Origin of the sequence: Maridesulfovibrio sp. (assembly GCF_963676065.1) — a bacterium.
Taxonomy (GTDB): domain Bacteria; phylum Desulfobacterota; class Desulfovibrionia; order Desulfovibrionales; family Desulfovibrionaceae; genus Maridesulfovibrio.
Map to the genome: position 1 here is coordinate 2,786,686 of NZ_OY780933.1, position 18,272 is coordinate 2,804,957.

Here is an 18,272-nt window from a genome sequence, read left to right on the forward strand (position 1 = left end):
AGTTATGTATGTCTTAATGGGGGATTTACTTGTTTATTGGGTTGATGACTTTTTGTTTATAATGATCTTATTATATTTCCCATTTGGTATTATTTCCATTTGTCCTGACTTGTTGACGACTACGATTTCGGTTTCTGTTTTTACTACGGGAATATATTTAGTCATATTTCCGTTTTCATTTACCGATATATATTTCTGGTTGCCTAATGTTTGAGTCTTCTCTGTTGAGTCTGGGCTTAGTGTTATGTGTAATGTTATTATAAATATTGAAGATATTATGCATGAGACAAATCCTAAATATTTGTTTTTGATCAGGGATGTAAGTATGGATGCTAGATATATCAATATGACTGCTATAGTCATGTATTCGTTGTTGTTATTGTATATTCCTGCTGTGATAAGTAGTCCTGAAAAAGTAAATGCAAAAATTTTGAATGTTTTGTGAGTGATAAAAATTTCAATTAAATGATTTAGTGTGAAGAAAGTAAAGGCTAGAGAAAAGGCTACGTAAAAGAGTATGCTTTTTACTAACTCGTAATTTCCCCATATTATGGCGTTAGAATCTATTAATGAAGCTGCCGCTGGATAGTCTTGGGTTATAGACATGACTATTGAGAGATTTAGGATGTAGGTTGTTAACTTGTATGCTGCCGTGAGGATAACAAGACAAGCTGCAATTTGCTCAAAATTGATCTGATCTTTGTTGTCGATAGTTTCTGATTTACATATCATATTTATTCTTGATCTTTTAAATTTAATTCTAACAGCAAAAGCGAATAATGCTGACTGAATAGTTATGACCTTTTGAAAAATTTGAGAAAGCTCCCGCATGGATGTCGAGCGCTTTCTTTAGTTATTTGTTTCAATTGCGTCAGAATAAAAAGCAATGGGTTCCCAGTCATCAAAAATAGGTTTATTTTCACTTAACAAGTCAGTGATACTGAACGGTGTGTTTTCTGAATTTACTGTGGGCTGAGCTAGACTATTTAATTTGTCTTGTTTGTCTACAGATAGTGTTTCCCACCAATCTGGAGACAAAACTACATTTTCACAATGGACTAATGCAGTATATATAAGTGCATCTGTGATTTGATTTTTGGGTATTTTATAAAGAGATTCCATGATGGGATTAAAAGTTGGGGAGTCTTTTTTAGGCCAACAAAATACTGAATAATGTCTATCCTGGCTTGAAAGATACATTGCTGCTGTCATTGGTATTCTTGGACCTGATTTAATTGCTTTTAGTTTTTCTTGAGCAATATCTTTTACCATAACAGGGGCAGATGTTTTATGTATTTTTTTGCCATTGAAATCAGTTCCAATGGTAAAATATCCAGTGACCATGAGTTTGGGAGCTTGTTTGAATTCGATACAAAAATAGGAAAAATCATCGGTTTTTTGGGACGTGATTGCAGAGTGAAAAAGAGTCTTGTCTTCTTGTAGTTGGTCAACGTCTTGCTGAGCTGCAATTTTATGAGCCTGAATTATTTCTTGCATGGCAAGTTGTTCTCTTTTTGTTCTTCCCCTGTCTAATTCAAGTTCATCGAACAGATTGACTGTATTCTCTTTTCCATAAAGCTGGATACAAAAGGCTCTAAATCCTGCAATGATTGCATGTTCAATTATGGGTTGAAACTGCTGGTTTTCAATTGGCGAAAATAATTCTTTGTCATGCGTGCTACAAAAACCAAAAAATACACTTGCCTGACTGGTCCCAACCAGCGTGGGTTTTATAATTCCCTTGTTTTTCTCCATCTCAAATATATTGGTTCGGTTGTAAAAATAAATTTTACCATTTCGAGATATAGTTGAAAGGTGACATTTAGAAATAGTGTGTGAGTTGATTATTTTTTTTGAACACCCTTTGGGGGCATCTGGATGCATACATATTTTTCTGTTAAATTTATTCATGAAATTTTTGTTTGCATCATGAGGTTTTATTTTTTCACGTTTGTCTCGATCAAGATGGCATTTTTTGTATTTTTTCCCTGATCCACACCAGCAAGGTTCATTTCTGCCTATTTTCTTTGCCATTATAAAAATCCTATTAATTTTATTGGGGTTAGTAGTGTTTTGATTTAATATCAAAGACTACTTCTAAGCACCCCTGTCAACCCCCTCCCCACTGATCTCTGCTGATCTGGGACGATCTCTCACGTCCTCACTCCAAAACCCCGTGTTACAGATTCCCGTAAGTATGGAGGCTTTGTTTTCGCCTTTATAACCTCGTTGGCTGCCCGTGCTTGTCGGCTAGGCACGGGCAGCCCCTCTGGGAGTTTGCTGTGGGTTCATCTGTTCTTGATCCGGAACTTCGGAAAGAAATTACTGCTGCTGTTGCTGAAGGCATAGCTATTGGCTTGCAGAATACCGGCAATGGTGCCTGCAAGCTGGAGCCGGAAGCAGCAAAGTCAGTCGGTCATTTTATGGGCATGGTCCGTGATCTCGGTGATGGCGAACACTCCAAGGGTATCGAGAAGATGCGGGACCACCACAAGGCTGTAGGCGTGATGCTTGAAGGTCGCCGGGCTTTCTGGTGCATGGTTTTCAAGATGCTGGCTACGGGCGGGATCGGTTTTATAGGTGTCGCCATCTGGGAACATTTCAACAAGGTGGTCAAGTGATGCGTAAACTTCCTCCACTTGATGCAACCCTTTTGCGCCGTCCCTTTACTGATCAGGGCACTCTCGGTGTGCTGTCTATTCCTGAGGTAGATTTCCAATGTTTCACTATTGAGCTGCCTTGGCGTGACAATCATACCTCTGTCTCATGTATTCCTATCGGTACTTATTCTCTTTTTCGCCGTTGGTCCGGTCATTGGCACGGATTTGTTTATCAATTCCGTGGCGTACCGAATCGTATTGCAATCCAATCCCATACCGGAAATGTGGCCGGCGATAAATCCCTTGGCTACAAATCTCATTCCCTCGGTTGTGTGCTGCTTGGTTCTGTCGTTTGCCAGATCTGGGGGCAGATGGCTGTGGGGAATTCCAGAAACACTTTTCGCAGGTTCCTTAATGCCACTCTTGGCCGGGATCTGCTGCTCGAAATCAGGGAGGCGCATCATGGCTGATGCTGGTTTATTTGAACTTGTCGGCTCTTCGCTGCTCGGTATCGGTACCGGGGGCGTGGCTACGATTTTTCAGAATATCTTTGGCGGGATCTCCACCTGGATTGGTGAATGGCAGAAGCGCAAGACGCTTGAGCTGCAGCACCAGCAGGAAATGGAGATGACCGACAAGGAGATTGAACGGCTCCGTGCTGAAGGTGATGTGAAAGTCCAGCAGGCTCGTGAAGACCGGGCCATGACCGAAACCATTATTGACGGGCAGAACTATCAGGCTTCGCTCATGCATGACGCTGCTACCTACTCGCGGGGTAAAGATAAGAGCTGGGCTGATTTCCTGCTGGTTGTGGCCGACTTTGTGCGCGGCATTACCCGTCCGACCATGACTGTTTTCCTGTGCTGGATCACATGGTCCACTTATCAGCATTTCACCGGGTATCTTTCCACTAATAATGTGCTGGTCAGTCCTGATACCGCTAATGAAATGGTCCGCTATATCGTGACCAATACTGTCTTTATGTCCAGTTCTGCTGTGGGCTGGTGGTTCTCTTCCAGACCGACCAATAAGGCTAAGGCGGCCGCATGAGTCAGGATCTCGGCATATTCATAAAGACGCTTTTCAGTGAAGCGGAGTCAGCCCGTGCTTCCAAGGAAGAAGTATGGATGAAGGACTATTTGCAGACGAAAAGCGAATATGAACCAGACGAGCTGAAGAAGATCAAGCGTTCCAAGATGTACGTGCCGGCTACACGGGTGAAGCTGAACACCGTGCTTACGCAGGTCATGGATTTTCTGTTTCCTGCATCTGAAGAGCACAATTGGGATCTGAAACCTTCCCCCAGACCGGAGTTACATCCTTCGGTTATCGCTCATTACCAGCAGCAGGCCGCAGCGCAGGGAGAGCAACTTTCACCGGAAGCTCTTGAAAAGCTGGTGGATAAAAAGGCCAAAGCTTCCTGCGAGGCCATGTGCGAGGAAATCGCCGATCAACTGGTGGGCGGTGCCGGTCGCAAGTCTTATCGTTCGGTTTGTAAGTCCGTGGCAGAGCAGAAGCTCAAGTACGGAACCGGAATCCTGAAAGGGCCTTTAGTGCGTGAGGAATTCCGCGAAGGATACGCCATTGCCGAGGACGGAAGCTGGCAGTTGCAGAAGTCACAGGTCACGGAGCTGCGGCCGTATTATGAAGATGTCTCTGTCTGGAATGCGTACCCGGATGCCAATGCCACTCGGCTTGAGGATTGTGAACATATCTTTCAGGACCATATCTACAATCGCAGGCAGGTTCTGGATCTGCTTACTTATCCCGGTTTCAACAAACAGATTATCCATGATTACCTCCGCGATAACAAAGACGGGGACCTTGACTCCTATAAGGCTCTGAAGCTGCAGCAGAAGATCGGCAGCGGTGAAACCCGCAAGATGGATAAGCGATACCGTGTTTATGAGTTCTGGGGAACTCTTACCGGGGATCAGCTTGCTTCCGTGGATATCGAGATCCCGGAAGAGGATCTTGCTGAGATCTTCCCCGCCAACGTTTGGATGCTAGGCGATAAGGTTATCAAGGCGGTCATCAATCCGCTCGAGGGCGCAACCATTCCTTACCAGTTTGATTACTTCGTGGAAGATGAAGACTCAATCTGGGGAGACGGTCTGCCCACACTGCTGCGTCATCCTCAGAAAGCTCTGAATTCAGCCATGCGCATGTTGCTGGATAATGCCGCAGTTTCCTGTGGTCCGCAGGTTGCCGCCAATATGAGCGCCTTCACTCAGGATGAGGATCCGCGCGATATCTACGCATTCAAGTTCTGGCCTTTCAGATCTGTGGAGGACATGAACAAGGCCCTCAAATTTTTTTCTGTCCCTTCCTACACCAACGAGCTCATGGCTCTGGTTCGCGTCTTCAACGATATGGTGGACGATATGTCCGTGCCGCGCTTTATGGGTGGTGACGGTTCCCAGATGCGCGGAGCCGGCAAGACTGCCCGAGGCCTGTCCATGCTCATCGGGGCAGCGCACCAGATTCTGAAAGATCTGGTCAAGTCCCATGATGAAAACATTACCCGTCCGTTTTTTAAGAAAATGTACTTCTGGAACATGCAGTTCAATCCCCGCAAGGACATCAAGGGTGATTTTGAAATTATCGCCACCGGGACTTCCGTTCTCATGGCCAAAGAGGTGCAGCTCGAACGCATGCAGACCGTTCTGGCCATCACCGACAATCCCCGTTTTGAGGGCTGGGTGGATGATGAAAAGCTTCTTAAGGAAATCAGCAAGAACCTTGAATTGCCGGAAGGCGTTTTGCGTTCAGCCAAGGAAAAGGAAGGCTGGGAACGTGAAAGGCTTTTGGAATCAGCAAGGGCGAATGTTCAAGCACTGGTTGAAGAATTGGAGAGCAAAGGTGTGGATGTGCAGCAGGGGCTGCTTTCCATGCTGCAACAGCAGACCGGTGCGTTGATGCCGGAAGGAGGTCAGCATGAAGCTGGTGGATTTGCGGCTTAAGCAGGAGAAGAAAAAAAAGTCTTCCAAGGTTGAAGTTGTCGCGGAGCATGAAGAGTTTCCGTGGGGTTTGCGACTCCATTTGGACGACAAGATTATTTCTAAGCTGGGTTTGAAGCCCAAAGATATGAAGGTCGGTTCCACCGTGAAGCTGGAAGCAAGAGCTTCTGTCTGCGGTGCCAGGGCGCAACCGGGCGGCAAGGACAAAAATATTGAGCTGCAGCTGGTGGCACTGGGGATCGATTCCGCCGGAAGTTTTGAAGATGGATTTAACGCCGGAGTTGATGAAGATGATGACTAGCCAGATGAAAATAAAAGAACTCCTTGAATGCGGCGGATCAACCGTAAACAAGGTGCGTGAATTTCTAAAGTTGCGGATTCAGGAAGAAACAGAAAATCTGGTCAATGCCCATGTTGAAGCTGTTCCCCAGTTGCAGGGCAGGATCAAGGCTTATCGGGATTTTCTGCAGGATCTGACTCCGCTCAAGGAAACTAAAGAAAGCAAGAATCCTTACTAAGGAGGAAATGATGGCTGAAGAAACACTCCATACTGATGAAAAGACGCAGGAACAGGAAGATTTTGAAAGTGCTTTTGATGCAGCTGAATCAGGTGATGAGCTTGCTGATGAATCCTTGAATGAGGATCCGCAGGAAGCGTCTGATGATTCAGAGCTGGAAGCCGAAGACGGGGGTGAGGGTGACCCCCTGTCCGAAGATGATGACCCTGAGGCTGATGCCGGGTCCGCTTCAGACCAGATTTTACCTGAAGAGGAGGAATCCGGGGAAGAGCCGGATTCATCGGACACAGAAGACATGGATTCACTGGCTGAAGGCCGGAAGATTCTGGATCAGTACTTCGGCAAACAGGAACAGCCTGACCAGTCCGAAGTGGATTCTCCCGCCTTGGTAGATGCTTCCGAAGACATCAAGGCTGAGGCAGATGCAATACTGAGTCTCAATCCGCAGTATAAAAGTATCCTGCTGGAGGACTCCGAGCAGGGCCGGCGTTACCGAGCCAATCTGGTGGAATACGGTCCTGAAGCCGTTATGGGCATGCTGGAATCAGCATATCAGTTACGTCAGGTGAATCCCCGTGTGGATGCAGTAATCAGCAGGCATGAGCAGGAAGCGCGTAGAGCTCATTTTGATGAAATAGGTAAGGCCCATCCTGAATATGCTCAGCTTGTCGGGGACCCTGAAAAACTTGGTCAGTTTAATGCCGGTTTTAACAGTTGGGTTGAAGGATTGCCTTACAAAGAAGCTGTTGAAGCCAAGCAGATTCAGGCTTCCGGTAGTGCTGCACAAGTGTCCGATTTGTTGACCAGATACAAGGAAGTAACCTCCGGAGCCGGAAAGGATAAGGTCGATAAGAAAGCGGCTAGAGATGTCCTTGCGGTGCCCGGTAAACGCAAGGCTGTGAGCGGCAGGCGCGGACCCGATCAGGATGATTTTGACGGCGGGTTCGATGCCGCAGCGGCTGACGATTAGGAGTTGAAATGGCAACTACCATGTATGGAGATATCAGTCCTAGAACAGCCGGCTATTCTGTACCCGGTTTTCTAAAGAGGGCGGATAACTATAATATCTTCGGTAAATTCGGGCAGTCCCTCAAGATGCCCAAGAATAAAGGGCAGTTTGTTAAATGGCGTAGATACAATGCCCTTGAACCGGCAACCACACCAATTGTTGAGGGCGTAACTCCTGCCGGTAAAAAGCTTACCAAGACAGACGTTACCGCTACTTTGAAGCAGTACGGTGACTACATTGAACTTACCGATGTGATTCAGGATACCCACGAGGATCCTGTGCTTCAGGAATCCATGGACATTCTGGGTGAACAGGCCGGGCAGACCCTCGATATGGTTCTGGAAGGCATCGTCCGTGCCGGTACCAATGTTATCTATTCCGGAGGAACATCCCGGGGAACAGTTACCAAGCCCATCACCAAGAGCTCGCAGCGTCTGGCCACCCGTGCCCTTAAGCGGCAGAAAGCCCGTAAGGTTACCAAGGTTATGTCTTCCAGCGTGAAGTACGGAACCAAGGCCGTTGCAGCTTCTTTCATCGGTATCACTCATTCCGATTGCGAATCTGATATCCGTGAAATGCCCGGTTTTGTTCCGGTGGAAGAATACGGCCAGCTAACTCCTCACGAGAATGAAATCGGTAAGGTTGAAGATGTCCGCTACGTGGTTTCCACTTCTATTGAACCCATTGTCGATGCCGGGGGAGCAAAAGCCGCTTCCGGAACGGAAATGCTTTCCGAATCCGGCACCAATGCTGATGTCTATCCTATCTACATTATCGGGGCTGATGCTTACGGGGATGTAGCTCTTAAAGGCAAAGAAGCTGTTGTTCCAAAGGTCGTAAATCCCGATACCCCAAGTAAGAGCGATAAGCTCGGACAGCGAGGCAGTGTCGGTTGGATCACATACTACACCGGCGCTATTCTGAATGATGCCTGGATGGTCCGCCTTGAAGTGGCTGTAACTGAAATTCCTCCGGAAGCATAAGGGGTGATTTGAAATGAGTAAGGAAGACAAGAAACCGCAGGATTCCTCCGGTAGTAAGGATCAGGCTAAGGTAGAAGCCTTGACCCCTGAAGAAGTGGCTGAACTTCGCCAGCAGCTTGCTGAGAAAGAAGAAGCTCTTCAACAGTCCGAAGGCGCAAGAGCTATGCTCTCTACTGAGTTAGAGCTTGAAAAATCTGCCCGTGAAAAGCTTGAGGCTGAAAACCGCAAACTTGATAAGCATGCCGCACAGGTTGAAAAGTCTGAACTTAAGCGGCTGCAGAATGAAAAAAAGGTCACCATCCACATTGCCGAAGGCGAAGGGGCTGACGGCAAGGATGATGTCTTTGCCTCCGTGAATGCGGTCCCTTATCAGATCAAGCGCGGTGTTGATGTGCAGGTCCCTAAGTCTATTTATAAGGTTCTCAGGGATGCTGAATACACCTCGCGTGAAGTCTATGACGAAGGTGATGGAAACGGCGTTACCTATCGTGAACGTCAGGTCCCTCGTTACAATATCAGGGTCGTTGACTGATGAAAGCTTCGGAACACATCACCGGTTTGCGCAAGGTCCTGCATGACCCTGATGGTGTGCGCTGGAGTGATGAGGATCTTCTTGATCTCCTCACTAAGGCGCAGCGTCATTTGGTAATGCTCCGGCCGGACGCCAGCTCCGTGGTGGAGCGGGTAGAGCTTGCACCGGGTTCCACTCGGCAGGATGTTCCTGATCAAGGCCGTTTTATCGGTCTGGTCAGGAACGTCAAAGCTGATGGTACTCCCGGCTTGGCCATTACGCCGGTTGACCGGGAATCTCTTGATGAGTCCAACCTTGCATGGCACGGGGAACCTCCCTCTTCAGTGGTGGATAATTACGCCTTTGAGGAAGAGGTTCCGACCGTGTTTTGGGTTTCTCCTGCTCCGGCTGCAGGTGTGCGTGTTGAACTGGAATATTCGCGCAGGCCTCCGAAGCTTGAGTCGATTGAACAGAAACTGATTGTGCCGGACATCTTTTCCGATCCTCTGGAAGATTACGTACTTTATCGTTGCTGGGCGCGAAATAATTCTTCTCCCAACAGCTGGCGGAAAGGCATGGATTGTCTACGTCAGATGTATGTTTCTATCGGCGAAGAAGCCAAGGCACGGCTGTTGATCAGCCCTAACAGCGGGAAGGTAAATAATGGCTAATCTTCTTATGGTCGGTTGGCGCGATTTTCTGCCCTTGCTGCAATCCTCTCTCCCACGTTGTCCGGTTCCGCAGATCATTTCAGAACTGCGCAGTGCCGCAATTCGTTTTTGTAAAGAAACTCGTGTCTGGCGGCATCGTTCCGACCTTATGGATGTTTACAAGGATGAGTGCCGTTATGTTTTCGAGCCTCCGCCTGATGCTACTGTGGTCAGTACTCGTGAGGCTTCCTTTCGAGGTGAGATCCTGATTCCTCTTGATGACCGTGTTGTGCGTGATGAACCGGGCATTCCTAATTCTTTTCAGGTTGAAGAGCCTGGTGTTGTGCGCCTTATTCCCTGTCCTCGTGAGGATGAAGAAGCGGCATTGCAGACCGTTAATGTTCTGGCCCCGTATGTGACAGCTGGCGTCTGTCCCAAGTTTTTGCTGGATTTCCACGGTGAGATCATAGCTTCGGGAGCTAAAGCTATGCTTATGCTGGTCCCGGATAAGCCTTGGTCGGATCCTGCCCGGGTACAGGTTGAGCAGAAAAAGTTTGATAACGGTCTGGCTGAGATCCGGATCCGGGAAATGCGTGGCGGAACCGACTGCAAACAGGAAATCAACAGCCCTGCATTCTTTTAAGGAGTAATTTTATGGATACCTGCAAATCTCAATATCTCAAAAATAAAGTGGCTTCCCACGTACTTAAAAATGTTTCCTACCAGCCGCCTGAAAAGGTTTGGCTGGCACTGTTTCGTGCCGGGATCATTGAAACAGATTCAGTTGAGCTTCGGGCCCAGAAGAACGGTGCTGTAATGGCTGCATTACGTATCGGGGATCTGGCAAATGAGCTCCCTGCGGATTCCAACTATCTGCGTCAGCAGGCCAACTTTGGAGCGGAACCGGTGAACGGGCGTGTGCTGAACACTGATGAAATACGTTTTCCTCAGTTCACTTCCGATGTCGGACTTGTCACTCATTGGGCGGTTATGGACGCACAGACTGCCGGTAATGTTCTTTATTTTGGACCTCTTGAGCTGGCCCGGATGGTTTACATGGGGGATACCTTCCATGTCCGTCTTGAAACTCTGGCAATTGAGGACGGTTAGGTGATCCGGTCCGCATGCATCGGTCGCTGTTCAGTTGCCGAATTTTCTTTAGGCAGCGGGTACTGCCATTTTGAGGCTGAAGCAGAAGCTGAGGCTAAAAGTTGTTCGGATGCAGAGCTTAGCGGAAATCTTGATCTTCAGGATTATGGAGAATGTGAAAGCTGTTCATCCGTATCGATTCAGACCGTTCACACTTTGATCAAAGTAGGAAATGTGGCTTCCACGAGCAGTATGTCTTGTTCCGCGCTGATTAAGCGGCAGGGAATAGGCCCGGTCATCACTTTCAAGGGAGAGAATTCATGATTGTTCTTAAGAATCTGGCGGAAAGCTTTATCACTTCCGCAATTGACGCTTCCGCTACCCGGATTGTCATTCCGGCGGATCATGCCGAGAAGTTTCCTAATCTGCTGGCTGGGGATAATTTTCGTTGTGCGTTGGTTAATCCGGCAACTGAAGCGGTGGAATTTATTAACGTCACCGCCCGTGAAAACAATGTACTGACCGTTTCCCGTGGTGAAGAGGGTACAGCGCCATTGGCTTTTCCGGTGGAAAGCCGCATTCATATACGCATGACAGCCAAAACATGGGAAGAAATGGCCGCTGAATGCTGGATACGTCCTAAGAATGTAGCCGGTGATTTAATACTGCCGCAATATGAAAGTGCTGACAGTTTCAGTATTACCGGGGACTTCTCCTCATTCTTCACAGAGAACAGGGCGGTTAAGACCTATCCCAATAAATCAGTCGGCTTTGTTGAGTCTGCTGTATTTGCGGACGGAGTTACCACTGTCAAAGTCGTTGAAATGACTGTTCCCGCAGACCTCACTCATGTAGAGGCCGGGCTGGATCCAGACGCACTTGCTAAGCGAAGCCTCTCCAATGAGGAGTTGCTTGGGTACATGACCCCGATTCCCATTCTGGAAATGGAAGCCCTTGAGGTTGATGGGGGCACGCTGGTTTCCGGGACCATCAAGCATCCTGAAGCCGGCAAAACTTATCCGGACTCGACTGAGTTCAATTTCAATCTACCTGACGGGATTACAGATTTTTCCCTTTCCGGGCAGACCTTCCAGATGCGTATGCCGGTGATTACGGAGTTTGAATCTCCGAAAACTATCGGGCCCGTCACCTGTCGTGCAGCTCAGCTCTCTCTGCTTCTTTCTGATCCGTCTAATGCCATTAATCTCGCTGTACGTTACGTGGCTATCAAGGCCGGGGTAACGCTTTCTTTTGCTGATACCGAAGCCGGCTATCCCGGTGCGGATGTAAATGCAGATGGTGCGCAACTGCCTGCAACGACTGCCGGGCTGGATAATCCTACGGGTAAAGCTATTACTGGCGGTACTGCTGAGTTTGAGATTACTGGAGGAGAGTTACCTTTATCTACCGATACAACTGAGGCGGTGGTTCGGTCCACGAGAGAAATGAAAGTAGGTGATGCTATTGTCGCTGATACTGGCACAACTACTGTTGCATCTGTGACGACTGAACTGCTGGATTCAACAACGATTTATATTGCAACGTTGTCCAGTGCGCTTTCGGAGGTACCGTCTATTGCTGTTTTGCGTAATGATGCCACAGCAGAAATAGGCGCAGGCGCCGCAGGGGAATATCTGGGGGCGCGGAAGGTTTTGGCCATCGCAGGAACCCCCGGAACCGCCTCTTTTGATATAGAAGGCGCGCACTCCTATGAAATTTGTATTGAAGGCGGGTTGCACAACAACCTCACTATCAATGGGCAGGACGAAATTATTAGTTCCGCAACAGAGTCTACTGCCGAGGGTGATACCTCAGGCATGGCGCAACCTTTTGGTGACGAGTCTTGCGTTGCCACCTACACTTTCGATAACACGCTCAAGTCAATTGACGAGTTATCGCCAGAAATTCCAGCAGACAATACCACCTATGACAGCGGCAAGTTTGGTAACGGAGCGATTGTTAAACGCGATTCTGATAATAGGATGGATGGACCTGTCATTGATTTTGACACAGGGGGGTGTCTATCTGCGTGGTATGATGGATCGAGAAGTGCTGCAATGAAACAACACACATATTTTGAAAGACTCTCTGACGAGGCAATCGTTGGCGTAGGCGTTCAAGGATACACAACCACTCCCGGTGGTTGGGTGCAAACATGGAATGGACAGACTGAAGGACAGGAATGGCTTTGGGCGTTACAGGATGGACAACTTCACCACCTCGTTTATAATGTAGAGGAGAATGACGTTGTTGTTTATGCTGATAAAGTTGAAGTTTTCAGACAAGCCAGACCCACAGGTACACATAAATTAGTTAGAGTTGGCACGTACAACAACATAGGTTATTATTTTGACCAATTTCGTTTATTTAATCGTACTCTTACGATGGATGAAATAAACGTACTATACGATGAAATTGGTGATATAACCACAACCACTGTAACGCCAGAAACAGAGCTTGCTTCCATCCCTACATCTGCATCAATCCCAAACCGTTGTACAGCACCACTAACCATAGATTCCTGCGTTCTTTCAGGCAATGCCCTGAAATATACCTGTGCCAAGGTTCCCTTTACCGATCCTAATATTAAACGTCTTTCCCTGAGTTTTTCAGGTGATTCATCCCTGCGCGTAAAAGCAGCCAAAATATACACCGAGGAGGGTGCTTAAATGAAGAAACGCAAAGTTGATGATCAACCCGGCGGAGCTGCTATTTGGGAAGAAGTCGTTGTTCGTCCACCTGAGGAGTTTGAGCTCAATAAGATCAGCGATGAATCCATGGCTGCATTACGTGGCGCTGCCACTGTTGATGAATTCAAGCGGGCCTATTTGACAGTGCAGTGGGGCCGTGAAGCCGCTGAATATATCCTTGGGCCTGCTGAATAGTCATGTTTGAGGTTAATGTCTTTTCCGGAATGAAGCCGGCTTTGGCTGCGCACCTACTGGAGGTCGGGCAGGCTGTTTCTGCTGTAAATTGCCTGCTTGATTCCGGTGAGCTGCGTCCTTTGGGTGGTCTGCTTAAGGTGGCTGCTGTTCAGGGCCGGACCGGAACCATTTATCGTTACCGGAATCAATGGTTGTCATGGGAAAAGCGCGTTACGCTGCGCACCGGGCCCATAGCCGGCGATCATAAAGAGCGTGTTTATGGAACTAACGACAAAGGAGCGTTCACTTTTTGTTCTGCTGATGGGGTGGACAGGAACCGCCTTGAAAATCGTTATGCTTTGGGCATACCTGCGCCTCTTGCAGCTCCGCAAGTAGTTGTATCCGGAACAGGTGACGAAGACAGTGATGTTGTTTCAAGGGTGTATGTTTACACTCTTGTTTCAGATCTGGGTGAAGAGGGGCCTCCTTCACCTGCTTCTGAGGTAATTGATGTGCAGGCGGGACAGTCCGTTGAGGTTTCGTCTCTAAATGTTGAATCAGAAGGCTTCCGGCCTGTAAAGTTGATCAGGATCTACCGCACGGTTGCAGGAACAGAGTCCGCAGAATTCCAATTCGTAGCAGAGCTTGAAGCTTCCGAAAATACTTTTACTGACACGGTCGATGATTCTGATACTGGAGAGATTTTGCCCTCCCGGTATTGGGTGCCGGCGCCTGAAGGTCTTTCCGGTCTGACCGCGCTGCCGGGGAATATGTTTGCCGGATTTAAGGGTAATGAAATCTATGTTTCTGAACCGGGATTCCCTCATGCCTGGCCGGACGATTATTCCATGTCTGTTCCCCATAAGATTATGGCTATGGAGTCGACCGGGAACACTTTGGTCGTTCTGACCGGGGCTAATGTTCACACAATTACTGTTGATGACCCCTCTATTGCTGTCCCGTCCAGATTGGACGGTTATCTTCCCTGTGCTTCTGCTTCAGGTGTTGTAGCCTCGCCTCTGGGTGTGATTTTCCCCAGTCTGGATGGGCTGTATCTGGTGTCACCCGGATCAGCGCCTTTGAATATTACCGCCGGTATTTTCACAGAAAAGGACTGGCGTGATCTGCGTCCCGAATCATTCAATGCTGTCTGGCATGCCGGGCAATACATTTGTTTTCATGAGCCGGGAGCAGGGTTTGTTTTTGATCCGTCTTCAAAGGTTCTTTCTCGACTCGGTTTTCATTGCACTGCTTTGGCCGTGGAACCTGAGGGACGAGTTCTGCATGCGGCTTATCCGTTTGGAAATGAATCTGTAATCTGCCGCTGGGATGCTTCGGATTTTACTCTCAGGAGTGAGTGGATGTCCGGTGAAATGCGAACCAAGGAGCCTTTGAATATGGAGGCTGCCATGGTTGTAGCTGATTACGATCAAGCTCCTGACGATTCAATTCTTAAAGTGGAACGTGAACTTTTTTGCATGGGAGCGGACATGCCTGGAGCGGTTTGTCTGGGCGGCGATAACCGGAGTTTCTATCAGGTGCAGCGTAAGGGCGAAGTACATTTTCAACTCAGGGCAAACGGAAAGGAGTTCTACAGCTGCCGTGTTCGTTCCTCGGAACCGTTCATACTTCCTGATGGCGATTTGGCCACCCGTTTTCAAATCGGGGTTGTCTCGGACATTCCTGTTTCAAAGCTGGCTCTGGCTCCGGCTATGGGGGATCTTTATGAAGATGCCAATGCTTCCTGAGGTGCGTGAAGGCAATGTGCTTCATTTTTTGCGCCAGTTGCGCACGGTTCTTAAGAGCAGGTTGTATGGCCTGCCGAATCCCATGCACAAGTGTCCTACATTCAAAGATCTGGTTGAACTTGGTCTTGTCTCTGAAGAGAAGGCCAGAAAGCAGGCGGATAAACGATGAGTTTTGAAATGATTCCCTACGTAGAGCGAAACGGAGTTCGGACTTTTTCTGATAATTACATGAAGGATCTTTATGAGCGGTGTGTCGATGAAGGTCATGCGGAAACTGTTTTTTATGAAGGAACGGTAAGAACTGCCGATGATTTTGTCACTGCGCTTAAGAAATCGATCTGCTGGGTTGTGGCTAAAGATGACGTAGCTCTTGCTGTAGTCTGGCTGACCAGGCACGAAGGACGTTTTGCCCGTTTTCATTTTATTATTTTTGAGGACTGCCTGCGTAAGGAAATCCGTAAGCTGGGAAGATTTGCGCTTAATTCAATTCTGCACATGACCACCCGGTCCGGTGAGTTCTGCTATGATCTTTTGTTGGGCTATATCCCGGTCAGAAACAAGGGGGCGATTAATTATGTCCTTAAATCAGGAGCGCACTTTGTGGGTGAAATTCCGAATGGTGCATGGATCGCCCGTGAGGGAACGAGCGAACCTGTCATGGTTGTCAGTGTAACCAGGGAGAGTCTGTATGAAAATTTACACTAAAGTTGTGCTCGACTTTGCGACCGGTAATGTCGAGCAGGAAGAATACTTTGAATATCGTGGGCCTGTTGCCGAGTGTAAAGGTGGCGGTGGCGGCGGGGGGGATAATGTTGACGAAGAATACAACGCTCGGATGGCCACAATTTACGAAGCTCAGCAGGACATGGCTGACGAATATTTTGACTTTTGGAAGTCGGACTATCAACCCATGGAACGGGAGCAGATTGCGGCCAATCGTGAATTGATACCGGACCAGACTGCCCTTGCAAAAGAGCAGATAGCCTCCAACCGCGAGCTGCTTCCTCTTCAGACTGAGACCAGCAAAAAACAGTTGGGAGTTCGTCAGGAATTAATGGATCAGGCCAGTAAAGGAATAGATGTTGATAGCCGCGTTTCGCAGGCTGAAGCAGATGTGAGGCATGGTTATGGAATGGCTGCGACAAAGGCGCAGCGTAATTTTTCCCGTTCAGGATTGAATCAGAACTCAGGAAGATTTGCTGCCATGCAAAAAGATTTGGCTCTTTCTGAAGCGCAAAGTGTAGCCGGCGCCAGAACTAAGGCCAGACGTAATGCTGATGATGAAAACTTCAAGCGCCTTAAGAGTGCCGCTTCGTTCGGTATGGGCTAGGAGGAAATATGGGTTTTGGAATGTTTCAGGTTGATAATCCCGGTGATCGAGCAATGGCAGGAATGCAGGGAGCTTCTAATACCGCGGCTATGATGAGCAGGAAAACTCCCGGTCAGCCGAAACCGGAGAAGACGGCAGGGGGCGCGGTTATGTCCGGCTTTTCCGGTGGAATGATGGGAATGGGGGCAGTGGATGCCATGACTGAAGCCGGAATAATCGGCACAGCCGCAACTGAAGGTGTTGCCGGTGCTACTGCTGGCGCGACTACCGGTGCAGCAGCTGGATCAGCAACGGCAGGGATAACGACTGGAGCAGCAGAAGCTGCTCTTACCGGAACCATGGCCGAAGCCGGATCCGCCGGAGCTGGAATGGTCGGAGCTGAGGCTGCAGCCGGATCAATGGCCGGTCCTATCGGTTTGGGAGTCGGAGCTGCCGTAGGCCTTGCTTCATATTTGTTCGGTTAGGAGGGTATTATGTTTGGAGATAGGTACGCATCAGATCTTGTTGGGACAATGAATTCTTTTACCGGAATGCTTAACGATTACACCGATAAGCGGGAGACAGATCGTGCTTACAAAAGCATCGCGGCCGGTAAAGGGATGCCCAAGGGGATCAGCTCTCGAAATCAGCATAAAGCGTATTCAATGGTCAGAAACCGCGCTGATGCAGATCAGTACCAGTTTGATAGAGCTGTACGGCAGGAAACCGAAAGGTTGCTGGGAGATCTTCAGAAAAACAATTGGGATTTTGATGCTGTTAAGGTGCCTTCCACTTTAGCCGGCGTAAAAGCTTTTGGTCATGCAGCGGAATTGGCCACCAAATTTGAAGCCGGTAAAGAAGCTCTGAAACAACGCCGGATGTATAAAATAGATCAGGATTATAAGAATTTTCGCAAGGTCGGAGGAAGTGCCTTGAATGAGATGGCTCAAGGTAATTTTGACGCCGCCGTTATTGATATGAAGCGGGCCTCTGAGCTGGCCCCTATGCCGTACCGTCTTACAGATTTTGATCCCCGTTCAAAAACTTATGGAATCGAGTTCCGGTCAGACAAAGAAGGAGATTGGACTCCTACCGGGCGCAGGCTGACTATTGAGCAGACCGGTAATGTCATCAAGCAGTTTCTGGCTGGCGAAAAGACCATACAGGGCGGCAAAACCTACAATCCTGTCTTTGCCGGAGCTGCTGACCGTTACATGGAAGCTACCCGCCGGGGTAACGCTGAAAAGTTGAAGGATCCTTCCAAGTGGATCTCCCTAGTTAATAAGGATGGACACATGATTCAGGCCGTTCCACAGAACAGCTTAGACTATTCACAGGGAACCCATTTCATGGTGCTGGATGAAGATAACGGGCGGACAATGATGGTTGATTCTTTGGAGCGTCTTCCCGGTTACGTGCGTACCAGCATGGATCTGCGTGAGAAAAAGCAGGGACTTGCAAAGGGCAAGGCAGATATCGCTCATACTAAGGCACAGACCGGAAAGGTTTATGCGGATACTGACAAGACTCGTGCTTCCACTATTAAAACTCAGGCTGAGACAGATCAGATTCAAGCTGAAACAGCAGGACTTCCGGATAAGCAGGCTGCTGAAAAGCTGGCTCAGATGCGTAAGTCCCTTGGTGATGCGCTGAAGCCGTTCCACCAGAAAGGTAAAACATTATTGGATCCTGACACTTATGAGCTCACCAATGAAGGGAATAATGCTTTCAATGATGCTGCGAATCTAGTTCAGAGTTTTCGTTCCGGCCAATGGAAGCCTGAGAATGAGGCGGATAAGACTAGGTTGCAGGCCGCAGGGCAGGCAGTCGGTATTTATCAGCAGATCCTGCAGAGAGGTTCAGCTCATATCCCTGGTGAAGATCCAGAACAACGCAAACAAGTAGATGAGATTAAAACTCTCATTAAGCAGTATGGCCCTGATGGAGCCAAGCGGATTTTGAATAAACGAAATGATATCCGGACAGCGCCGACCAGACCCGGAGTAAACGAAAGCGGGTATGGGGGGTAAT

At 48.3% G+C, this 18,272-nt stretch carries 23 protein-coding genes; 21 read left to right on the forward strand and 2 right to left on the reverse strand.

The genetic code is table 11. The annotated features are described in order from the left end of the window. Window positions 1-33: 33 nt before the first annotated feature. Both ACKU35_RS12495 and ACKU35_RS12500 read right to left on the reverse strand, forming a co-directional pair. Window positions 34-732 (reverse strand): hypothetical protein, encoded by a 699-nt coding sequence (locus ACKU35_RS12495; protein WP_319759552.1) that lies wholly within the window; start codon window positions 730-732, stop codon window positions 34-36. A gap of 117 nt (window positions 733-849) precedes the next feature. Next, window positions 850-2,034, reverse strand: coding sequence for an SEC-C domain-containing protein (locus ACKU35_RS12500; protein WP_319759553.1), 1,185 nt, complete (start codon window positions 2,032-2,034; stop codon window positions 850-852). Between the two features lie 248 nt (window positions 2,035-2,282). Here ACKU35_RS12500 and ACKU35_RS12505 point away from each other — a divergent pair, with 248 nt between their 5' ends. Genes ACKU35_RS12505 through ACKU35_RS12605 form a run of 21 tightly spaced genes read left to right on the forward strand, consistent with a single transcriptional unit; the run spans window position 2,283 to window position 18,271 of the window. Continuing rightward, a complete protein-coding gene (locus tag ACKU35_RS12505; protein WP_319759554.1) occupies window positions 2,283-2,621 on the forward strand; it encodes a hypothetical protein in 339 nt (112 codons plus the stop codon). After that, window positions 2,621-3,070, forward strand: coding sequence for a DUF5675 family protein (locus ACKU35_RS12510; protein ID WP_319759555.1), 450 nt, complete (start codon window positions 2,621-2,623; stop codon window positions 3,068-3,070). The genes ACKU35_RS12505 and ACKU35_RS12510 overlap by 1 nt, the downstream gene beginning before the upstream one ends. Continuing rightward, on the forward strand, window positions 3,063-3,650 hold the full coding sequence (locus tag ACKU35_RS12515) for a hypothetical protein (RefSeq protein ID WP_319759556.1): 588 nt from the start codon (window positions 3,063-3,065) through the stop codon (window positions 3,648-3,650). The genes ACKU35_RS12510 and ACKU35_RS12515 overlap by 8 nt, the downstream gene beginning before the upstream one ends. After that, window positions 3,647-5,563, forward strand: a complete 1,917-nt coding sequence (locus tag ACKU35_RS12520) for a hypothetical protein (protein ID WP_319759557.1) — start codon at window positions 3,647-3,649, stop codon at window positions 5,561-5,563. The genes ACKU35_RS12515 and ACKU35_RS12520 overlap by 4 nt, the downstream gene beginning before the upstream one ends. Further along, window positions 5,538-5,861, forward strand: a complete 324-nt coding sequence (gp10, locus tag ACKU35_RS12525; protein ID WP_319759558.1) for a capsid staple protein — start codon at window positions 5,538-5,540, stop codon at window positions 5,859-5,861. The genes ACKU35_RS12520 and gp10 overlap by 26 nt, the downstream gene beginning before the upstream one ends. Further along, entirely contained in the window at window positions 5,851-6,078 is a 228-nt protein-coding gene (locus ACKU35_RS12530; RefSeq protein ID WP_319759559.1) for a hypothetical protein, read from the forward strand. The genes gp10 and ACKU35_RS12530 overlap by 11 nt, the downstream gene beginning before the upstream one ends. Window positions 6,079-6,088: 10 nt before the next feature. Further along, window positions 6,089-7,048, forward strand: a complete 960-nt coding sequence (locus ACKU35_RS12535; protein ID WP_319759560.1) for a hypothetical protein — start codon at window positions 6,089-6,091, stop codon at window positions 7,046-7,048. Window positions 7,049-7,056: 8 nt separating this feature from the next. Next, window positions 7,057-8,070, forward strand: a complete 1,014-nt coding sequence (locus ACKU35_RS12540) for a N4-gp56 family major capsid protein (RefSeq protein WP_319759561.1) — start codon at window positions 7,057-7,059, stop codon at window positions 8,068-8,070. Between the two features lie 13 nt (window positions 8,071-8,083). Continuing rightward, window positions 8,084-8,602, forward strand: a complete 519-nt coding sequence (locus ACKU35_RS12545) for a hypothetical protein (protein WP_319759562.1) — start codon at window positions 8,084-8,086, stop codon at window positions 8,600-8,602. Beyond that, window positions 8,602-9,252 (forward strand): DUF6682 family protein, encoded by a 651-nt coding sequence (locus ACKU35_RS12550; RefSeq protein ID WP_319759563.1) that lies wholly within the window; start codon window positions 8,602-8,604, stop codon window positions 9,250-9,252. Before ACKU35_RS12545 ends, ACKU35_RS12550 begins: the two co-directional genes overlap by 1 nt. Beyond that, on the forward strand, window positions 9,245-9,874 hold the full coding sequence (locus ACKU35_RS12555; RefSeq protein ID WP_319759564.1) for a hypothetical protein: 630 nt from the start codon (window positions 9,245-9,247) through the stop codon (window positions 9,872-9,874). Before ACKU35_RS12550 ends, ACKU35_RS12555 begins: the two co-directional genes overlap by 8 nt. An 11-nt stretch (window positions 9,875-9,885) precedes the next feature. Next, window positions 9,886-10,341, forward strand: a complete 456-nt coding sequence (locus ACKU35_RS12560; protein ID WP_319759565.1) for a hypothetical protein — start codon at window positions 9,886-9,888, stop codon at window positions 10,339-10,341. After that, window positions 10,342-10,644 carry a hypothetical protein gene (locus tag ACKU35_RS12565; protein ID WP_319759566.1) on the forward strand — a complete coding sequence of 101 codons (303 nt, stop codon included), beginning with the start codon at window positions 10,342-10,344 and terminating at the stop codon, window positions 10,642-10,644. It abuts the gene before it with no gap. After that, complete coding sequence (locus tag ACKU35_RS12570) at window positions 10,641-12,989, forward strand: hypothetical protein (RefSeq protein WP_319759567.1); 2,349 nt, start codon at window positions 10,641-10,643, stop codon at window positions 12,987-12,989. The genes ACKU35_RS12565 and ACKU35_RS12570 overlap by 4 nt, the downstream gene beginning before the upstream one ends. Then, window positions 12,990-13,205: a hypothetical protein gene (locus ACKU35_RS12575; RefSeq protein WP_319759568.1), complete on the forward strand. Its 216-nt coding sequence runs from the start codon at window positions 12,990-12,992 to the stop codon at window positions 13,203-13,205. Window positions 13,206-13,207: 2 nt separating this feature from the next. After that, window positions 13,208-14,932 (forward strand): hypothetical protein, encoded by a 1,725-nt coding sequence (locus ACKU35_RS12580; protein ID WP_319759569.1) that lies wholly within the window; start codon window positions 13,208-13,210, stop codon window positions 14,930-14,932. After that, window positions 14,910-15,101: a hypothetical protein gene (locus ACKU35_RS12585; RefSeq protein ID WP_319759570.1), complete on the forward strand. Its 192-nt coding sequence runs from the start codon at window positions 14,910-14,912 to the stop codon at window positions 15,099-15,101. The genes ACKU35_RS12580 and ACKU35_RS12585 overlap by 23 nt, the downstream gene beginning before the upstream one ends. Next, window positions 15,098-15,637, forward strand: coding sequence for a hypothetical protein (locus ACKU35_RS12590; protein WP_319759571.1), 540 nt, complete (start codon window positions 15,098-15,100; stop codon window positions 15,635-15,637). The genes ACKU35_RS12585 and ACKU35_RS12590 overlap by 4 nt, the downstream gene beginning before the upstream one ends. After that, window positions 15,621-16,262, forward strand: a complete 642-nt coding sequence (locus tag ACKU35_RS12595) for a hypothetical protein (protein WP_319759572.1) — start codon at window positions 15,621-15,623, stop codon at window positions 16,260-16,262. Before ACKU35_RS12590 ends, ACKU35_RS12595 begins: the two co-directional genes overlap by 17 nt. Before the next feature lie 8 nt (window positions 16,263-16,270). Continuing rightward, a complete protein-coding gene (locus ACKU35_RS12600; RefSeq protein WP_319759573.1) occupies window positions 16,271-16,726 on the forward strand; it encodes a hypothetical protein in 456 nt (151 codons plus the stop codon). Window positions 16,727-16,735: 9 nt separating this feature from the next. After that, window positions 16,736-18,271, forward strand: a complete 1,536-nt coding sequence (locus ACKU35_RS12605) for a hypothetical protein (protein ID WP_319759574.1) — start codon at window positions 16,736-16,738, stop codon at window positions 18,269-18,271. The last annotated feature ends 1 nt before the right edge of the window (window position 18,272 follow it).